The following is a 14,494-nucleotide window of genomic DNA, read 5'->3' as shown; positions in this document are numbered from 1 at the left end:
CATTCCAGACGCTCTTGGACGCCGCTGCCCTACAGCACCTTTGAGAGGAACGCCTTGGTCCGGTCCTGCCGGGGATTGCCCAGCAGCTCGCGGGGCGGGCCCGACTCGACCACCACACCGCCGTCCATAAAGGCGATGGAGTCCGCCACCTCGCGGGCAAATCCCATCTCGTGAGTCACCACGATCATGGTCATGCCGCTTGTGGCCAGTTCCTTCATCACGTCCAGGACCTCACCCACCAGCTCCGGATCCAGGGCACTGGTGGGCTCGTCGAAGAGCATCAGCTTGGGATCCATGGCCAGCGCCCGGGCGATGGCCACGCGCTGCTGCTGACCGCCGGACAGATGCGCCGGGTAGTGGTCCGCTTTGTCCCCCAGCCCGACGCGCTCCATCAGCTCCCTGGCGCGCAGGATGGCTTTGGCCTTCGGAATGCGTTTGACCCGCATGGGCGCCTGGATGATGTTCTCCAGCGCGGTCATATGCGGAAACAGGTTGAACCGCTGGAACACCATGCCGATGTCACGGCGCTGGAGCGCTGCTTCCTTGGGTTTGAGCTCATGGAGCTTGTCGCCCTTTTGCCGGTAACCCACCAGCTGCCCCTCCACGAAGAGGCGGCCGGCGTCGATCTTTTCCAGGTGGTTGATACAGCGCAGGAACGTGGACTTGCCGGAGCCGCTGGGGCCCACGATGCACAGCACCTCACCGGCCTGGACTTCCAGGCTCATGCTGCGCAGCACGTTGTTGGAACCGAAGCTCTTGGAGATCCGGTCTGCGGTCACCATCGGAGTAGCGTTCATCCCTTGGCTCCCAAATCATTGCCCAGCGGCGCTGCGGCTATTGCCGCCACCGCTGGATCAGTTTCCGACGCCGGTCCCGCCTGCCGCCGTCCCGTACCGCGGGAGAAGCGCTTCTCGATGAAGTGCTGCCCCACCATCAGGACGGACGTGAACAGGAGGTACCAGATCGATGCCACAATGAGCAGCGGCACCGGGGTGAAGGTCACCGCGGAGATGCCGCGGGACACCCCGTAGAGGTCAATGCTCAGGGGAATGGCCGCCACGAGTGATGTGGTTTTGAGCATAGAGATCACCTCATTGCCGGTGGGCGGAATGATGATCTTCATGGCCTGCGGAACCACCACGTAACGCATGGTCTGGCCCCACGACATGGCGAGCGCCGTCGATGCCTCCTCCTGGCCTTCGTCAACGGAGAGGAGCCCCGCGCGGACAATCTCGGACATGTAGGCGGCCTCATTGAGCGCCAGACCGATCACCGCGGTGATGTACAGGTTGGTGAACACGTCGTTGGGAATGGTGATCCACGGCGTCATGAACGGGATCCCGATGGTGAACACGGGGTAGATGAGCGCCACGATGCCCCAGAACACCAACTGGACGTAGACCGGGGTCCCACGGAAGATCCACAGGTACAGCCAGGCGATGCTCTTGACCACAGGGTTCGGCGAGAGACGCATGATAGCCAGGAGCAGCCCCAGGACGATGGCGCCGATCATGGCGTAGATGGTGAGCGTCAGGGTCACCCAGGCCGCCTGGCTGATCCGGCGGTCGAAGATATATTTGCCCACTTCCGCCCAGCCGTAGTCGGGCCGCTGCGAAGCATCCACGACGAACAGCGCCAGCAGGAACACCAGCACCACGGCGATCGAGATCCGCCAGGGGTGGCGCAGGGGAACCGCCACAATGGCGTCCCCCTGCGCGTCACTTCCGCCGGTTGCGGGGTCGGGCCGCGCCACGGCGGCGTGTTTGGGAAGAGTCATGGCTGGTTACTTGGCCGACGACGCCACGTTGAGCGCCGCCGTCTTCACGCCGCCGCTTTCGACGCCCCATTTGGAGAGGATCCTGTTGTAGGTACCGTCGTCGATCAGGGCCTGCAGTGCCTTCTGCAGGACCGGGGTGAACGCGCTTCCCTTGTCCACCGGGATTCCGTAGGGTGCCACTTCGAAGGCATCTCCGGCGGTCTGCAGCTTTTCCTTCGTCTGCGAGATTGCGTACAGGGTCACCGGCGAGTCCGCACTCATGGCGTCCACCTGGCCCACCACCAGGGCGTTGGTTGCCTGGTCCTGCGCGTCGTACTTGAAGATCTCGATGGCGGGTTTGCCCGCGTCCGTGCACGCCTTGGACTTGGCCGGTACCTCGTGAGTGTCCTCATAGGTGGTGGCCTGGACGGCAACCTTGAGTCCGCAGGCGTTGTCCGGGTCCACGGTCCTGCCTTTCGGTGCCGCCCACTGGATGCCCGCTGAGTAGTAGTTCACAAAATCGACCTGCTTTTCGCGCTCCAGCGTGTCGGTGAACGACGACATGCCCATGTCGTCCTTGCCCGCCTTGACGGACGGAAGGATGTTGTCGAAGGTGCCGATATCAAAGTTGACCTTCAGCCCGAGCGAGGCGCCCAGCGCATTCGTGAGGTCCACCGACCAGCCGGCCGGGGCGCCGTTGCCGTCCTTGAATTCGTTGGGCGGGTAATTGTTGGCCATGCCCACATTCAGGACGCCCGCGGATTTCATCTTCTCGGGCAGCAAAGCCGCAAGTTCCTCATTCTTTTGAACGGCAGTGTCTGCGGAGGAAGACGCTTTATCCGCTGCTGCCGGGGCGCTGTTGTCCACGCAGCCCGAAAGCATAAGTGCTGTTGCCGCGGTCAGGGCTGGGATTAAATAGCGGTTGCGCATTGGATCCTTAGGTAGTTGAAGATGAAGGTCCGGCACCGCGAAAATTGTGCGATTCCCCTGGATACAAAATCAGCGAGGAGTTCAGTGGGGGCGACTCCGCACCCATAAATCGGACCGCATTCCGTAAGTCACGGGTAGCTTCCGGGCCTCTGGCCTTCAACTCGGAGATAGTGGATGCGCCTACCAGCGCCATAGTAGGCGCAATTCGTTGGAGAAAAGGCCGGAGACACGGCTGGCCTCTGATGTAGGTTTGAGCTGACCCTCAGTTGTCAGCGACAAACGAATCGCAGGTACCGGATGGATGCGGACGTCATCATCGTCGGCGGCGGCCTGGCCGGGCTTGTGGCCAGCAATGAACTGGTCAGGGCAGGCAAGCGGGTGGCCATTCTTGACCAGGAGAACGCCGCCAACCTTGGCGGCCAGGCGTTCTGGTCCCTCGGCGGCCTCTTCCTGGTGGACACCCCCATGCAGCGCCGGCTCGGCGTGAAGGATTCCTTCGATCTGGCCTGGCAGGACTGGCAAGGCTCGGCCCAATGGGACCGGCTCGACGGTGACCATCCGGACGATGAATGGGCCCATCGGTGGGGACGCGCGTACGTCGAGTTCGCGGCCGGGGAGAAACGGTCGTGGCTGCGGGAGCAAGGCGTGAAATTCACCCCGCTCGTCGGCTGGGCTGAACGCGGCGATGGCCGGGCCGGCGGTCACGGCAACTCCGTCCCGCGCTTCCACGTCCCCTGGGGAACGGGTACCGGAATCTCCGAACCGTTCGCGGACAAGGCCCGGGCGGCGTCAGAGGCGGGTCAGGTCAGGTTTCACTTCCGTCACCAGGTGGACGGACTAATGTTCGACGGCGGGACAGTCACCGGAGTGCACGGGACCGTGCTGGCACCCGATCCGGCGCCGCGCGGCGCGGCCTCGAACCGCGACAAGATCGGCGAATTTGAGCTGCATGCCGACGCTGTGGTCATCGCCACCGGCGGGATTGGCGGGAACCACGAAGAGGTGCGCCGGTGGTGGCCGGACCGCCTGGGCACCCCGCCACGGAAGATGATCACCGGCGTCCCGAAGCACGTGGATGGCCGCATGCTGGGCATCGCGGACCTGGCCGGCGTCCGGCTGGTTAACCGCGACCGCATGTGGCATTACACCGAGGGCATCCAGAACTGGAACCCCATCTGGCCGGACCACGCCATCCGGATCCTGCCCGGGCCGTCGTCGATGTGGTTCGACGCCCTGGGCCGCCGGCTTCCCGCACCGGGACTGCCCGGCTACGACACCCTGGGCACCCTCAGGCTGCTGCGCACCACCCCGGACATCCAGCAGTACGATCACTCCTGGTTCATCCTCACCCAGAAAATCATCGAAAAAGAGTTCGCCCTTTCCGGATCCGAGCAAAACCCCGATATCACCAACCGGGACCTCAAGCTGTTGCTCCGGACCCGCCTTGGCCGCGGCGCGGGGGCACCCATCGAAGCCTTCAAGGACCACGGTGCCGACTTCGTCGTCGCCGACAATCTGGCCAGCCTGGTCAGCGGGATGAACGGCCTCACCGGCGAAGCGCTGCTCGATTACCGGCTGGTTGAGCGGCAGATTGCCGAACGGGACGCGGAAATCCAGAACCCGTACTCCAAGGATGCGCAGGTCATCGGCATCCACAACAGCCGCCGCTTCCTGGGCGACCGGCTGTTCCGCACCGTGAAACCGCACCGGATCCTGGACCCAACGGCCGGCCCGCTGATCGCCGTACGGCTCCACATCGTCACCCGCAAAACCCTCGGCGGCATCCAGACCGACCTCACCGGGCAAGCCTTCAGCAAGGACGGGTCCCGCATCCCCGGCCTCTACGCCGCCGGCGAGGCCGCCGGATTCGGCGGCGGCGGCGCCCACGGCTACAACGCGCTCGAAGGCACCTTCCTGGGCGGATGCCTGTTCACCGGCCGCACCGTGGGCCGCTCCCTCGCACGCCTGCTCTAGCCGCCCGCAGGAAAGATCAAAGGAGCTACCGGTCGGTCTTGACCACCGTGAACAGCACCGCCGAGTCCTCTTCCGCTTCCAGGCTGTGCAGCCCGTCCGGCACGATCAGCAGATCGCCGGCCTTGCCCTGCCACGACTCCCCGCCAGCCCGCAGCCAGACCGATCCCTTCAGCACGTAGACCGTGGCCTCGCCGGGGTTCTGGTGCTCGCTGAGCTGCGTGCCGGCACGGAAGGCCATGACGGTCTGGCGCAGTTTCTTCTCATGGCCGCCGAACGCGGTGTCGGCTGCCCGCCCGCTGGGTGCCGCAACAGCGGCAGCGATCTGCTGACGGGCCAAAGCCTCAATCGATATTTTCTGCATGACGCAACCGTACCGACGATTGCCGGCGTTGCCGAGGGGGCTGGCAACCCTTATCCGGCAACGACCCTGCAGGCATGGTCACTACCCGCCCTGCGCCGAACGGACCATGCGGATCTCGGGTAGTTCTTCCCACTCGGGTGGCAGCTGCCCGCGCCCGCCGTCGGGCCGAAAGCCGTGTTTGAAGTAGAAGGCGAGCGCCCGGGGATTGGTCTCCAGCACCCAGAGATAGGCCGGGCTTTCGCCGATTGCCGCCTTCAGCAACGCGGCCCCCAGCCCGCTGCCGTGCGTCCGCCGGAGCGCGTACAGCGAATACAGTTCCAGCGCCTCCGGGCCGTCTTCATCCCGGCGTGGACCCGAGTCGGCGAGACCCACCACCTCGTTATTGGCGTCCACGGCGATGATCCGAGGGTCGCTGCTGGCCAGATATGGTCGACGACGTTCCACCCGTTCGGGAATGCTGGCCCGCCGGGCGCGGAAGAACTCCGCTGACAGCCGGTCCCCGTACGTCTCCTCGTGGGCCAGGGTGTGCATCTGCACCACGGCTTCAGCGTCCTCGGGGGTGGCCTGCCGGATAAGAAAGTCCATGGCCCCAGCGTAGCCACCTACTACTTGGCCCAGCCCGTATTCTGCAGCCAGCCGGCCAGGATGGGCAGAGCCACGGCGCTGTGCATCGCGCCCATATGATCCAGGCCCGGCAGGACGCGGACGTCCCACCCGGCTCTGGTCAGGATGGCCTGATGCCTCGCCAAAGTCTCCCCGATGGACACCTGCACGCCGCCCCAGACCGGCTTGTAATCGATCTGGTCCTCGGCGCCTGCGAACGCGAGTTTGGCCAAGTCCGCCGGGAGCACTGCAGAGGAATCGTCAAAGTCCTGCAAGGCTTCATACAGGGTGACGAACTGCTGTGTCTGCGCCTCGGTGGTCTGGACCGCCACCGAATCCCAGTCGCCCGGCTCCGGCGCAGGCACCGGGCCGGCGGGTTCGCCGGCCGTCTGCACGGACATGGCATGCGCGGCCCGAGTGACTGCCAGCATGCTCCGGTATGGACCTTCGAGCGGCGGGAAGCCGCCCATGGCGAGCGCCCGCAGACGGTCGGTACGGAGTGCGAGCTGCAGGCCGCTCAGCGCCAGCCAGGAGTAGCCGTAGTAGGCAAAACGGTCGACGCCGGCGGCATCGGAAATTGCCAGCAGATCCTTCGCGATGTTCCCCGGGGTGAGCGTCTGCGGCGCCGGGTGGGCCATCCGGTGTGCCTCGTAGTCGGCCGCTATGACCTGGTTGGTTGGTGCCAGCCCGTTGATGAGGTTTGGTCCCAGGTCCGGATCCCCTCCCCATTGGCGCAGTGTCTCCGCCTCCGCCGTCGTGTGCAGCGCCAGGCTGACCGGAAGGAGGACGGCGGGTCCGTCTCCTTGGATGCTGACGGGGATGGTTGAGCCGTCATGGAGAACTGCGTCAACTGTGTCTGCGTCCATGGGATTCTCCCCTACCCGGAGTTCAGCCCTTTGGCGTACGCGGCCTGCCCCACGTGCTGGAGGCAGTCGGCAATGGTGCTGACCAGCCGCACGCCGAGGGTAACGGGCGGATCCCAACGTTTGTCAACGATCCGGTCCAAGTCCTCATCGGTGAGTGTCTCCAGGAATACTGCGGTCTGCCGGTGAACGGCGTCGTAGTACTCCAGGAGAAGTTCCGGACGGGCGCGCACCGCGTCGACCTGGTGGCTCGAGTGACCGTACCCCGTGTCACGGTCTGTCAGCGGCAGGCCAAAACGGCCGGCAAAGTCCTGTGACGTCCAAACCTGGTCCAGGCCAGCGGCGGAACCCACCTGGGCGTCCTCCACGCGGGCGAGGTGCCAGATCAGCCATGCAACAGAGTTCCCCGTGCCCGCCGGCCGCCGTGCCAGCGACCCGTCGTCGAGCCCTTCAAGCGTGGCCTCCACCGTCTCCCTGATCCGGCCGAAGGTGTCCAGCAACAGTTCCTTGGATTTCATCAGGTCCTCCTCAACGTGCCATTTTCACTGAGCCCCATGCTTACACGCTCGCCCCACCGCCGGATAGCGCGGGACAATGGAAGCGTTATCCAACCGCGCATGGGTACCTCAAGGAAACCACCATGAGAAAAGTGAGCGTCACCATTAACCTGTCGCTGGACGGGGTCATGCAGGCGCCGGGCCGTCCCGACGAGGACACCCGCGGAGGGTTCCAGCGTGGCGGCTGGGCGTTGCCCTACAACGACCCCGTCATGGGACGTGTGATGGGTGAGGGGATGGCACAAACAGGTGCCCTCTTACTGGGGCGGCGCACCTATGAGGACTTCGCCGGCTACTGGCCGCACCAAACAGACAACCCCTTCACCGAGGTCCTGGACAACATCCGGAAATACGTCGCCTCAAGGACCCTGGCCGAACCATTGCCCTGGAAGAACTCAACACTGCTCCAGGGCAATGCAACAATGGCCGTGGCCGCCCTCAAGAAGGAGCCGGGGCCGGACATCGCCATCCTGGGCAGCGGTGAGCTGATCCAGTCGCTGAGTAGCGGGAACCTCATCGACGAGTACGTGCTCCTCATCCATCCGCTGGTTCTCGGTTCGGGCCGCCACCTGTTCCCTGACGGCGGCCCTTCGTCAGAACTCCGGCTCGCCAGTAGCGTAACCACAACGACCGGCGTCGTGATCGCCACCTATCACGCTGTCTCAGCGGCTCAGTAGGAACCTGAAATTTCAGGGCCGGCACGAAGGTGGCGCGTCGATTCCTGAGGGGGCGCGCGAGGGGGCGCACCTGCCTTCGCGGCAAGTGCAGCCCCTTCGTGCGCCAATCAGCCCCGCGGCTGGCTACTTGCGCTGGGAGATGTTGAGAATGTTCCCTTCGCTGTCCAGGAACCAGGCGGACTTCCCCCAGTCATTGTCGGCAACGCCGTTCTCCGTCTTCAGGCCGGGGAAATCGTAGTCTTCAAAGACGACGCCGCGGCCCCGCAGTTCCTCCATCTCGCCTTCAAGGTTGTCCGTTTCCCAGCCCATCTGGGTGTTCTTGGCCGTCCCGGCATTCTCTGTCTGGTAAATCAGGAAGCCGGTTCCGTTGCCACCGCTGTACATCAGGCTGTCGTCCTCCATGGACTCCGATGGTTCCAGGCCCAGCTTGTCGCGGTAGAAATCCTTCGCCCGCTTGATGTCCTTCGCAGCGAGGACTGCCATGATGGTTGAATCCTTGAGCATGATGATTTCCTTTGTGCCTTGCTTTCGCGTTGGTGGCGATGCTTTCCCCCGGTAGCGGATCCGGAACAGCGTTGTCCGGTGCCGCGTGGCCGCCCCTTGCGCCAAGTGCCGGAGCGGCCACCTGGGACTCTCCTGCGCCGCGCCAGCCATCACCGGCACGAGGGTCCCCGAAGCCTATGTGGCCATTATGGAACTGAAAGGGCACCCGCGGATATAGGGGATTTCAACTGCTTCAGGTGGCCCTCCAGGATGCCTCGCTGTGCCTTCACGGATGCCCCTACGGACGCCGGGAACAAGTGTGGATCTGGGGCTGCTTCTGGTGCCGCACACTTAGTTAGTGCGTACTTTTGGTGTAGAAGAAGAATTCCTGATCGTTGATCCCTCCAACGGCAGTCCCCTGCCCCTGGCCGCAGACCTTCTGCGTCTCCAGGACCCGGGCGAACCCGGGGACCTTTCCGCGCACCCGATGCTCGCCGTCGAGCTTCACCAGGAACAGATCGAAGTGATCACCCACCCGCACAGCACCCTGAGCGGGCTCTCCGCCGAGATCCTGTCCGGCCGAGCCCTTGCGGACTCGCTTGCCCGGAAAGCGGGCGCCCGGATCGCCGCCCTCGCCACGTCGCCGCTGGCGGTGACACCCCATTCCACAAGCAACACCCGCTATGACGCGCTGCTGGAAAAGTTTGCTGTCACGGCCCGTAAACAGCTGACGTGCGGCTGCCACATCCATGTCTCCGTTGACTCCGACGAGGAAGGCGTCGCGATCCTGGACCGCATCAGGTCCTGGCTGCCCCCGCTGATGGCGTTGACCTCCAACTCCCCGTTCTGGGACGGCGCTGACAGCGGCTATGCCAGCTACCGCACCCAGGCCTGGAACAGGTGGTCCTCCGCCGGGCCGACGGAAATCTTTGGCTCTGCCCAGGCGTACCACCAGCGCGTAGCCGATCTGGCCGCAACGGGGGTAGTAAACAACCCTGATTTTGATGCCCGCCTCTCTGCCCGCCACCCCACTGTGGAGATCCGGGTGTCCGACGTTTGCCTCGATCCCCGCGACACCGTCCTGATCGCTGCCCTGGTGCGCGGTCTGGTGGAGACCGCTTCCCGGGAATGGAAATCCGGCCAGGCGCCGGACATGGTTTCGGCCATCATCCTGCGTCAGGGTTCCTGGCTGGCCAGCCGGTGGGGAATCCAGGGCGAGCTGCTGAACCCGCTGACCCACAAGCCGGAGTCTGCACGCGACGTCATCGCCGCGCTCCATAACCATGTCCGCGACGCACTGGTCGAGGCAGGCGACGAAGCCTACGCCAAGGCATCCCTGCAGCGGATCTTCAGCAATGGAACCGGCGCCAAGCTGCAGCGGCAGGCCTATGCCCGCCACGGCAGGCTGGCTGACGTGGTGAGCGACGCCGTCGTGGTTACGCACCAGGAGCCGGCCTTCTACGAGTCGAGCACCCAGGATGATCTCTCACTTTTGGTCCCCAACCCCGTGGTTTAGCAACCAAAGCTGATAGAGCAAATCCGGGGGCTCCGGTCTCTCGTCGGGCGGGCCGGGGAACCGCGGGATAATGGAAGCATGAGCAATCAGGATCCGGACCCTTGGGCGGAATTCGACAGGCTCAAGCCTGCCGTCCCGGACCGTGTGGCCGGCTACCCCGGCGGCGAACCGGTGGGCTTTGGCTTCCGAACGGGTGTGCGTAGCGCCAAAGTGGCCCTCGGCTTCGCCGTGTACGCGTTAGCGCTCGGAACCACGCTGGTGCTCACCGGCGCAGTGGTCTTCATCGCCCAGGGGCAGTGGCTGCTGCTCGGGCTGATGGTGCTGATCGAAGCCGTGTTCATCTACGGGTTCATCAGGCTGGCGCGCCAGGCGCGCAGCCGCCGCGCCTCCGGCTAGTCGGGCTTCTGGTTAGGCAGGCTTCTGCCCGGGCACTGCTAGGACCGCGCGGCGCGGATGGCCCGGCCTGCGGCGGCGCCGACGGCCAGGATCACCGGGACCTGGCACATCAGTGTGACTACGGTGTTGGGACGGAACGCCGCGCGCCCGCCGACGCTCCGGTACGCACCCAGCGGCAGCACCATCCCGCCGCCACCCCCGCCGGAGGCACCATCGCCAGCTTCACCGCCTCCGCCGAACCCAAAGGACACCAGGGCAACCGGGACGATTTCTTCCCCACCCACCTGGACGGGCGGGCCATAAGCCTTGGTGACGCCGATGTTTTTGAAGGTGTCCACGAAGGACGAAAAAGAGTCGGACATAACCTCACCCTAGGCGTGCGGCGCCGCGATCACCATGGCTGAGCGGCCGACGTCGGACCCTCCTCCAGCGAGCCGCGCATTGCCGCGGGGCCCTGCCCTTGCAATACTTCGGGGATGCCTGCTCCCTCAGCCGCGTTCGCCGAGAACGCCATCCACCAGCCCGCCCGTGCCCAGTTCGAGGACTTCATTGATGAGCACCGGAACATGCTCAACGCCTGTCTGGATGGCCTCACCGAGGAGCAGGCGCGCCGGTCGCTGGTGGCATCCCGCACCACCCTTCTTGGCTTGGTGAAGCACGCGGTCTTTGTGGAGAAAGTCTGGTTCGACGAGGCCATCACGTGCCGGTCGCGCGCCGAGATCGGCATCCCCGCCTCACCGGACGAATCGTTCATCCTCACGGAGCAGGACACCATCGCCAGCGTCCGGCAGTCCCACCGCGAGGCTTGCGAGGCATCTCGCCAGGCGACGTCGTTGTTGGATCTCGACGACGCGCTCCCCGGCAACCGCCGCGGCCCGCTCCCCCTGCGCTGGGTATACCTGCACGTGCTGCGTGAGTTCGCCCAGCACTGCGGGCACGCAGACATTCTTCGGGAACAGATCCTCACCGGCTGACGCCGGGCAAACGCCGGGCCGGGGCAGGCGCCGGCCCCCCGGCGTCAGGCCCGGGTCAGGCTTTGTTGGCCGTCGCGGCGATGGAAAGCGCGGCCAGTCCTCGCTCAAAATCGGCACCGATGAACTTGTCCATGTTCATAAACAGGGCGAAAACCTTCGCGAGCCCCTTGTTCTCGCCGGTCATTCGCCACGTGACCTGGGTTCCGCCGTCGGCCGGCGTTAACGTAAATATGGTGGGATTCACAGCCTTGAACGGCTTTGTGAACTCAACGCGGACCTTAATGGTCCGGGGAGCGTCCGACTCGACAATCTCCATGTTTCCGCTGCCCGCCTTGCGGTTGCCGCTCCAGGCATACTTGGCCCCCACTCCGGTGTCACTGCCCGAATACGATCGGTTCAATTCCGGATCCACGTTCTCCCACGGCGACCATTTGGTCCACTCGAGAAAGCTGTTGACCAGTGGAAACACGTCTTCCGCGGGGGCAGGAATGAGGGTGCTGCGGGTGACTTCATAAGATGACATGCGGCCATCATAGGCGGATGGGCCGGTGAACCCGCCAGCCCCGGCGGGGCGACAGTTGTTGTGTTCACCACCTGTTCCGGCGCCCGCTACCTAGCTGGCCTACAGTCGCAGGATCCACGGCCGGAACTGCGGCCGCACCAGTGAAAGAGGCAACGATGACCACCGGACTCCACCAGCACAACCTCAGCCGGAGGGCCGCGCTGGCTGCTGCCGGAACGATTGGCGCGCTGGGACTCACAGTGGCAGCGGCCGCCGGAAGCAGCGCGGCTCCGGGTCCGAAGGCACCCAAGCCCAGCCTCGCCTTCCGGACCGACGGCGGTTTCAAGGTGGTCCAGTTCAACGACACCCAGGACGACGAGCAGACGGACCGCCGCACGATCGAGCTCATGGACAAGACCCTGGACGCGGAAAAGCCGGACTTCGTCGTGATCAACGGCGATGTGATCAACGGCGGCTGCGACTCCGAGCTGGAGGTTAAGCAGGCACTCAACCACGTGGTCCAGCCCATGGAGCGCCGGCAGATCCCTTGGGCCGTCACGTTCGGCAACCACGACGAGGACTCCGTGGCTCGGACGGGCATGACCGAGGCCAAGATGCTGCAGTTCCTCCAGACCTACGAATTCAATATGAACGGCGACTCCACGCCTGGCCTGACCGGGACATCAAACTCGCTGCTGCTTGTTCAGTCCGCCAAGTCCAAGGCACCGGCCTTCGGCCTGTGGCTTATAGACACCGGCCGATATGCCCCAGACGCTATCAACGGACAGGATTTCGAAGGCTACCCGGACTGGGACTGGGTACGTATGGACCAGGTCACCTGGTACCGCAACCTGTCGATCGCTACGGAGCAAAAGTACGGCAAGAAGGTCCCGTCCCTGATGTGGGGCCACATCGCGCTCCACGAGCACCGCAACATGTGGTTCTCCAGCCTCGACTCGCGGACAGACTCGGATCACGCCCGGGCCCTCACGAAGCACAACATCATCGGCGAACGGAACGAGGACGAATGCCCCGGTCCCATCAACTCCGGCCTGTTCAGTGCCTTCCTGGAGCGTGGGGACGTCCTGGGTTACTTTGTGGGCCACGACCACGTCAACACGTACGTGGGCAACTACTACGGTGTGCAGCTCGGTTACGCGCCCGGCACCGGCTTCGGCGCCTACGGGCTCCCCGGTGCCGAGCGGAACCGCTTGCGCGGGGCACGGGTCTTTGAGCTGGATGAGAACCACCCCGGAATCTACAAGGAGACCCGGCTGGTCTTCGCCAAGGACCTGGGTATAGACCTGACTGCCAACGATCAGCCGATCGTTCCGCAGCCGCTGGATGCGGCGCAGCTCTAGCGCGGAACTACACCGGCCGAGGCGGTGCCCCCACTTGAGGTGGAGGCACCGCCGCTGTAGTCAATCACCCGGCGTCGGCACACTGCCCCAAAGTGACCCGGGGCGGGTCACTTTGCGCCGCCGCATCAAACCCGGCAGTGGCTCAGCTGAGGTATCCGTTCGGGTTAAGGACGTACTTGGTGGCCGCGCCGGCGTCGAACTCGGCGTAGCCCTTGGGGGCATCCTCGAGGCTGATGGCTTTGGCGTTGACGTTCTTGGCGATGTTCACCTTGTCGTGCAGGATGGCCATCATCAGCTGCCGGTTGTACTTCATCACCGGACACTGCCCTGTGGTGAAGCTCAGCGACTTCGCCCAGCCGGTGCCCAGGCTCAGGCTCAGCGCGCCCTTCTTGGCCGCCTCGTCCACACCGCCCGGATCACCCGTGACGTACAGCCCGGGAATGCCCAGTGCCCCGCCGGCTGCAGTGATCTCCATCAGTGAATTCAGCACCGTCGCAGGCGCCTCCTTGGCGTCGTGGCCGTGGCCGTGGCCCCGGGCCTCGAAGCCCACTGCGTCCACGCCGCAGTCCACCTCCGGAACACCCAGGATCTGCTCGATCTGCTCCGCCGGCCCGCCTTTGCTCAGGTCAATGGTTTCGCACCCGAAACTGCGGGCCTGCTTCAGCCGGTCCTCGTTCAGGTCCCCCACAATCACGACGGCGGCACCCAGCAGGTGGGCGCTGGTGGCCGCTGCGAGGCCAACAGGTCCGGCCCCGGCTACGTACACCGTGGAACCCACGCCCACCCCCGCTGTCACAGCGCCGTGGAAGCCGGTGGGGAAGATATCCGAGAGCATGGCCAGGTCCATGATCTTCTCCATGGCCTGGTCCTTGTCCGGGAACTTCAACAGGTTCCAGTCCGCGTAAGGGACCAGCACGTAGTTGGCCTGGCCGCCCACCCAGCCGCCCATGTCCACATAGCCATAGGCGCTGCCCGGACGGTCCGGATTAACGTTCAGGCAGATCCCGGTTTTGCGTTCCTTGCAGTTCCGGCACCGGCCGCAGGCGATATTGAAGGGCACCGAACAGATGTCACCGACTTTGATGAATTCGACGCCGGGACCCACCTCCACCACTTCGCCGGTGATTTCATGCCCCAGCACCAGGTCGGAGGGTGCTGTGGTGCGGCCGCGGACCATGTGCTGGTCTGAACCGCAGATGTTGGTGGCCACAGTCTTGATGATGGCCCCATGAGGCACGGTGCGCCCCACGTTCGCCGGGTTGACGCCCGGTCCGTCTTTGAGTTCGAAGGTGGGGTAATCGATATCGATCAGTTCCACCTTGCCGGGTTCCTTGTAGGCAACGGCTTTGTTCCCTGACATCCTGCTCTCCTCGCGTCGGCACGGCGTGCCTTCGTGGGGTAGCCGTGAGTTGTGAAGTGCTGCAATGGATCCCCCAGCTGCAGGGCCTGCCCGTTGCTTGAGCAGCTGGATGTTTTCCTGGCGTTGGGGGGTCCGGCCAGTGTAGGCACGGCTGCTCCCAGGGGTCTAGGGCCAAGAGCCC

17 protein-coding genes are annotated in these 14,494 nt (G+C 64.8%); 6 read left to right on the top strand and 11 right to left on the bottom strand.

Going from position 1 to position 14,494, the window contains the following annotated elements:
• Positions 1-29 precede the first annotated feature (29 nt).
• The 3 genes from ACZY0Q_RS10735 to ACZY0Q_RS10725 are packed head-to-tail and all read right to left on the bottom strand — an operon-like array spanning position 30 to position 2,686.
• On the bottom strand, positions 30-797 hold the full coding sequence (locus tag ACZY0Q_RS10735) for an amino acid ABC transporter ATP-binding protein (RefSeq protein ID WP_463916604.1): 768 nt from the start codon (positions 795-797) through the stop codon (positions 30-32).
• A complete protein-coding gene (locus ACZY0Q_RS10730; protein WP_463916601.1) occupies positions 794-1,777 on the bottom strand; it encodes an amino acid ABC transporter permease in 984 nt (327 codons plus the stop codon). Before ACZY0Q_RS10730 ends, ACZY0Q_RS10735 begins: the two co-directional genes overlap by 4 nt.
• A gap of 6 nt (positions 1,778-1,783) precedes the next feature.
• Complete coding sequence (locus tag ACZY0Q_RS10725) at positions 1,784-2,686, bottom strand: ABC transporter substrate-binding protein (RefSeq protein WP_463916599.1); 903 nt, start codon at positions 2,684-2,686, stop codon at positions 1,784-1,786.
• Between the two features lie 297 nt (positions 2,687-2,983).
• Between ACZY0Q_RS10725 and ACZY0Q_RS10720 the strand changes: the two genes are divergently transcribed.
• Positions 2,984-4,660 carry an FAD-binding dehydrogenase gene (locus tag ACZY0Q_RS10720; RefSeq protein ID WP_463916597.1) on the top strand — a complete coding sequence of 559 codons (1,677 nt, stop codon included), beginning with the start codon at positions 2,984-2,986 and terminating at the stop codon, positions 4,658-4,660.
• Positions 4,661-4,685: 25 nt separating this feature from the next.
• Here ACZY0Q_RS10720 and ACZY0Q_RS10715 read toward each other — a convergent pair whose 3' ends face one another.
• From ACZY0Q_RS10715 to ACZY0Q_RS10700, 4 genes are all read right to left on the bottom strand, one after another.
• The gene (locus ACZY0Q_RS10715) at positions 4,686-5,021 is read right to left on the bottom strand and encodes a cupin domain-containing protein (protein WP_056346835.1); all 336 of its coding nucleotides are present in this window, start codon (positions 5,019-5,021) and stop codon (positions 4,686-4,688) included.
• Positions 5,022-5,102: 81 nt separating this feature from the next.
• Positions 5,103-5,606 carry an N-acetyltransferase family protein gene (locus ACZY0Q_RS10710; RefSeq protein ID WP_463916595.1) on the bottom strand — a complete coding sequence of 168 codons (504 nt, stop codon included), beginning with the start codon at positions 5,604-5,606 and terminating at the stop codon, positions 5,103-5,105.
• Positions 5,607-5,626: 20 nt separating this feature from the next.
• The gene (locus ACZY0Q_RS10705) at positions 5,627-6,490 is read right to left on the bottom strand and encodes an alpha/beta fold hydrolase (protein WP_463916593.1); all 864 of its coding nucleotides are present in this window, start codon (positions 6,488-6,490) and stop codon (positions 5,627-5,629) included.
• An 11-nt stretch (positions 6,491-6,501) separates the two neighbouring features.
• The gene (locus ACZY0Q_RS10700; RefSeq protein WP_463916591.1) at positions 6,502-7,005 is read right to left on the bottom strand and encodes a mycothiol transferase; all 504 of its coding nucleotides are present in this window, start codon (positions 7,003-7,005) and stop codon (positions 6,502-6,504) included.
• 122 nt (positions 7,006-7,127) lie between these two features.
• On the opposite strand from ACZY0Q_RS10700, the gene ACZY0Q_RS10695 reads away from it, so the two are divergent.
• Positions 7,128-7,721 carry a dihydrofolate reductase family protein gene (locus ACZY0Q_RS10695; protein ID WP_463916588.1) on the top strand — a complete coding sequence of 198 codons (594 nt, stop codon included), beginning with the start codon at positions 7,128-7,130 and terminating at the stop codon, positions 7,719-7,721.
• Between the two features lie 123 nt (positions 7,722-7,844).
• Here the strand turns inward: ACZY0Q_RS10695 and ACZY0Q_RS10690 are convergent, their stop codons facing one another.
• The gene (locus ACZY0Q_RS10690) at positions 7,845-8,225 is read right to left on the bottom strand and encodes a VOC family protein (protein ID WP_463916586.1); all 381 of its coding nucleotides are present in this window, start codon (positions 8,223-8,225) and stop codon (positions 7,845-7,847) included.
• A gap of 337 nt (positions 8,226-8,562) precedes the next feature.
• On the opposite strand from ACZY0Q_RS10690, the gene ACZY0Q_RS10685 reads away from it, so the two are divergent.
• Both ACZY0Q_RS10685 and ACZY0Q_RS10680 read left to right on the top strand, forming a co-directional pair.
• Positions 8,563-9,720 carry a glutamate--cysteine ligase gene (locus tag ACZY0Q_RS10685; protein WP_463916584.1) on the top strand — a complete coding sequence of 386 codons (1,158 nt, stop codon included), beginning with the start codon at positions 8,563-8,565 and terminating at the stop codon, positions 9,718-9,720.
• 78 nt (positions 9,721-9,798) lie between these two features.
• Positions 9,799-10,116: a hypothetical protein gene (locus ACZY0Q_RS10680; protein WP_463916583.1), complete on the top strand. Its 318-nt coding sequence runs from the start codon at positions 9,799-9,801 to the stop codon at positions 10,114-10,116.
• Positions 10,117-10,154: 38 nt separating this feature from the next.
• Here ACZY0Q_RS10680 and ACZY0Q_RS10675 read toward each other — a convergent pair whose 3' ends face one another.
• A complete protein-coding gene (locus tag ACZY0Q_RS10675) occupies positions 10,155-10,478 on the bottom strand; it encodes a hypothetical protein (RefSeq protein WP_463916581.1) in 324 nt (107 codons plus the stop codon).
• A 114-nt stretch (positions 10,479-10,592) separates the two neighbouring features.
• Between ACZY0Q_RS10675 and ACZY0Q_RS10670 the strand changes: the two genes are divergently transcribed.
• The gene (locus tag ACZY0Q_RS10670; RefSeq protein ID WP_463916579.1) at positions 10,593-11,090 is read left to right on the top strand and encodes a DinB family protein; all 498 of its coding nucleotides are present in this window, start codon (positions 10,593-10,595) and stop codon (positions 11,088-11,090) included.
• A gap of 55 nt (positions 11,091-11,145) precedes the next feature.
• Here the strand turns inward: ACZY0Q_RS10670 and ACZY0Q_RS10665 are convergent, their stop codons facing one another.
• On the bottom strand, positions 11,146-11,613 hold the full coding sequence (locus ACZY0Q_RS10665; RefSeq protein WP_463916576.1) for an SRPBCC family protein: 468 nt from the start codon (positions 11,611-11,613) through the stop codon (positions 11,146-11,148).
• Between the two features lie 155 nt (positions 11,614-11,768).
• Between ACZY0Q_RS10665 and ACZY0Q_RS10660 the strand changes: the two genes are divergently transcribed.
• Entirely contained in the window at positions 11,769-12,953 is a 1,185-nt protein-coding gene (locus ACZY0Q_RS10660) for a metallophosphoesterase family protein (RefSeq protein ID WP_463916574.1), read from the top strand.
• A gap of 142 nt (positions 12,954-13,095) precedes the next feature.
• On the opposite strand, the gene fdhA is transcribed toward ACZY0Q_RS10660, so the two are convergent.
• On the bottom strand, positions 13,096-14,313 hold the full coding sequence (gene fdhA / locus ACZY0Q_RS10655) for a formaldehyde dehydrogenase, glutathione-independent (RefSeq protein WP_463916572.1): 1,218 nt from the start codon (positions 14,311-14,313) through the stop codon (positions 13,096-13,098).
• Between the last annotated feature and the right edge of the window lie 181 nt (positions 14,314-14,494).

The organism is Pseudarthrobacter lactosi, from assembly GCF_055412785.1.
This window is presented reverse-complemented; position numbering and strand designations above follow the sequence as displayed.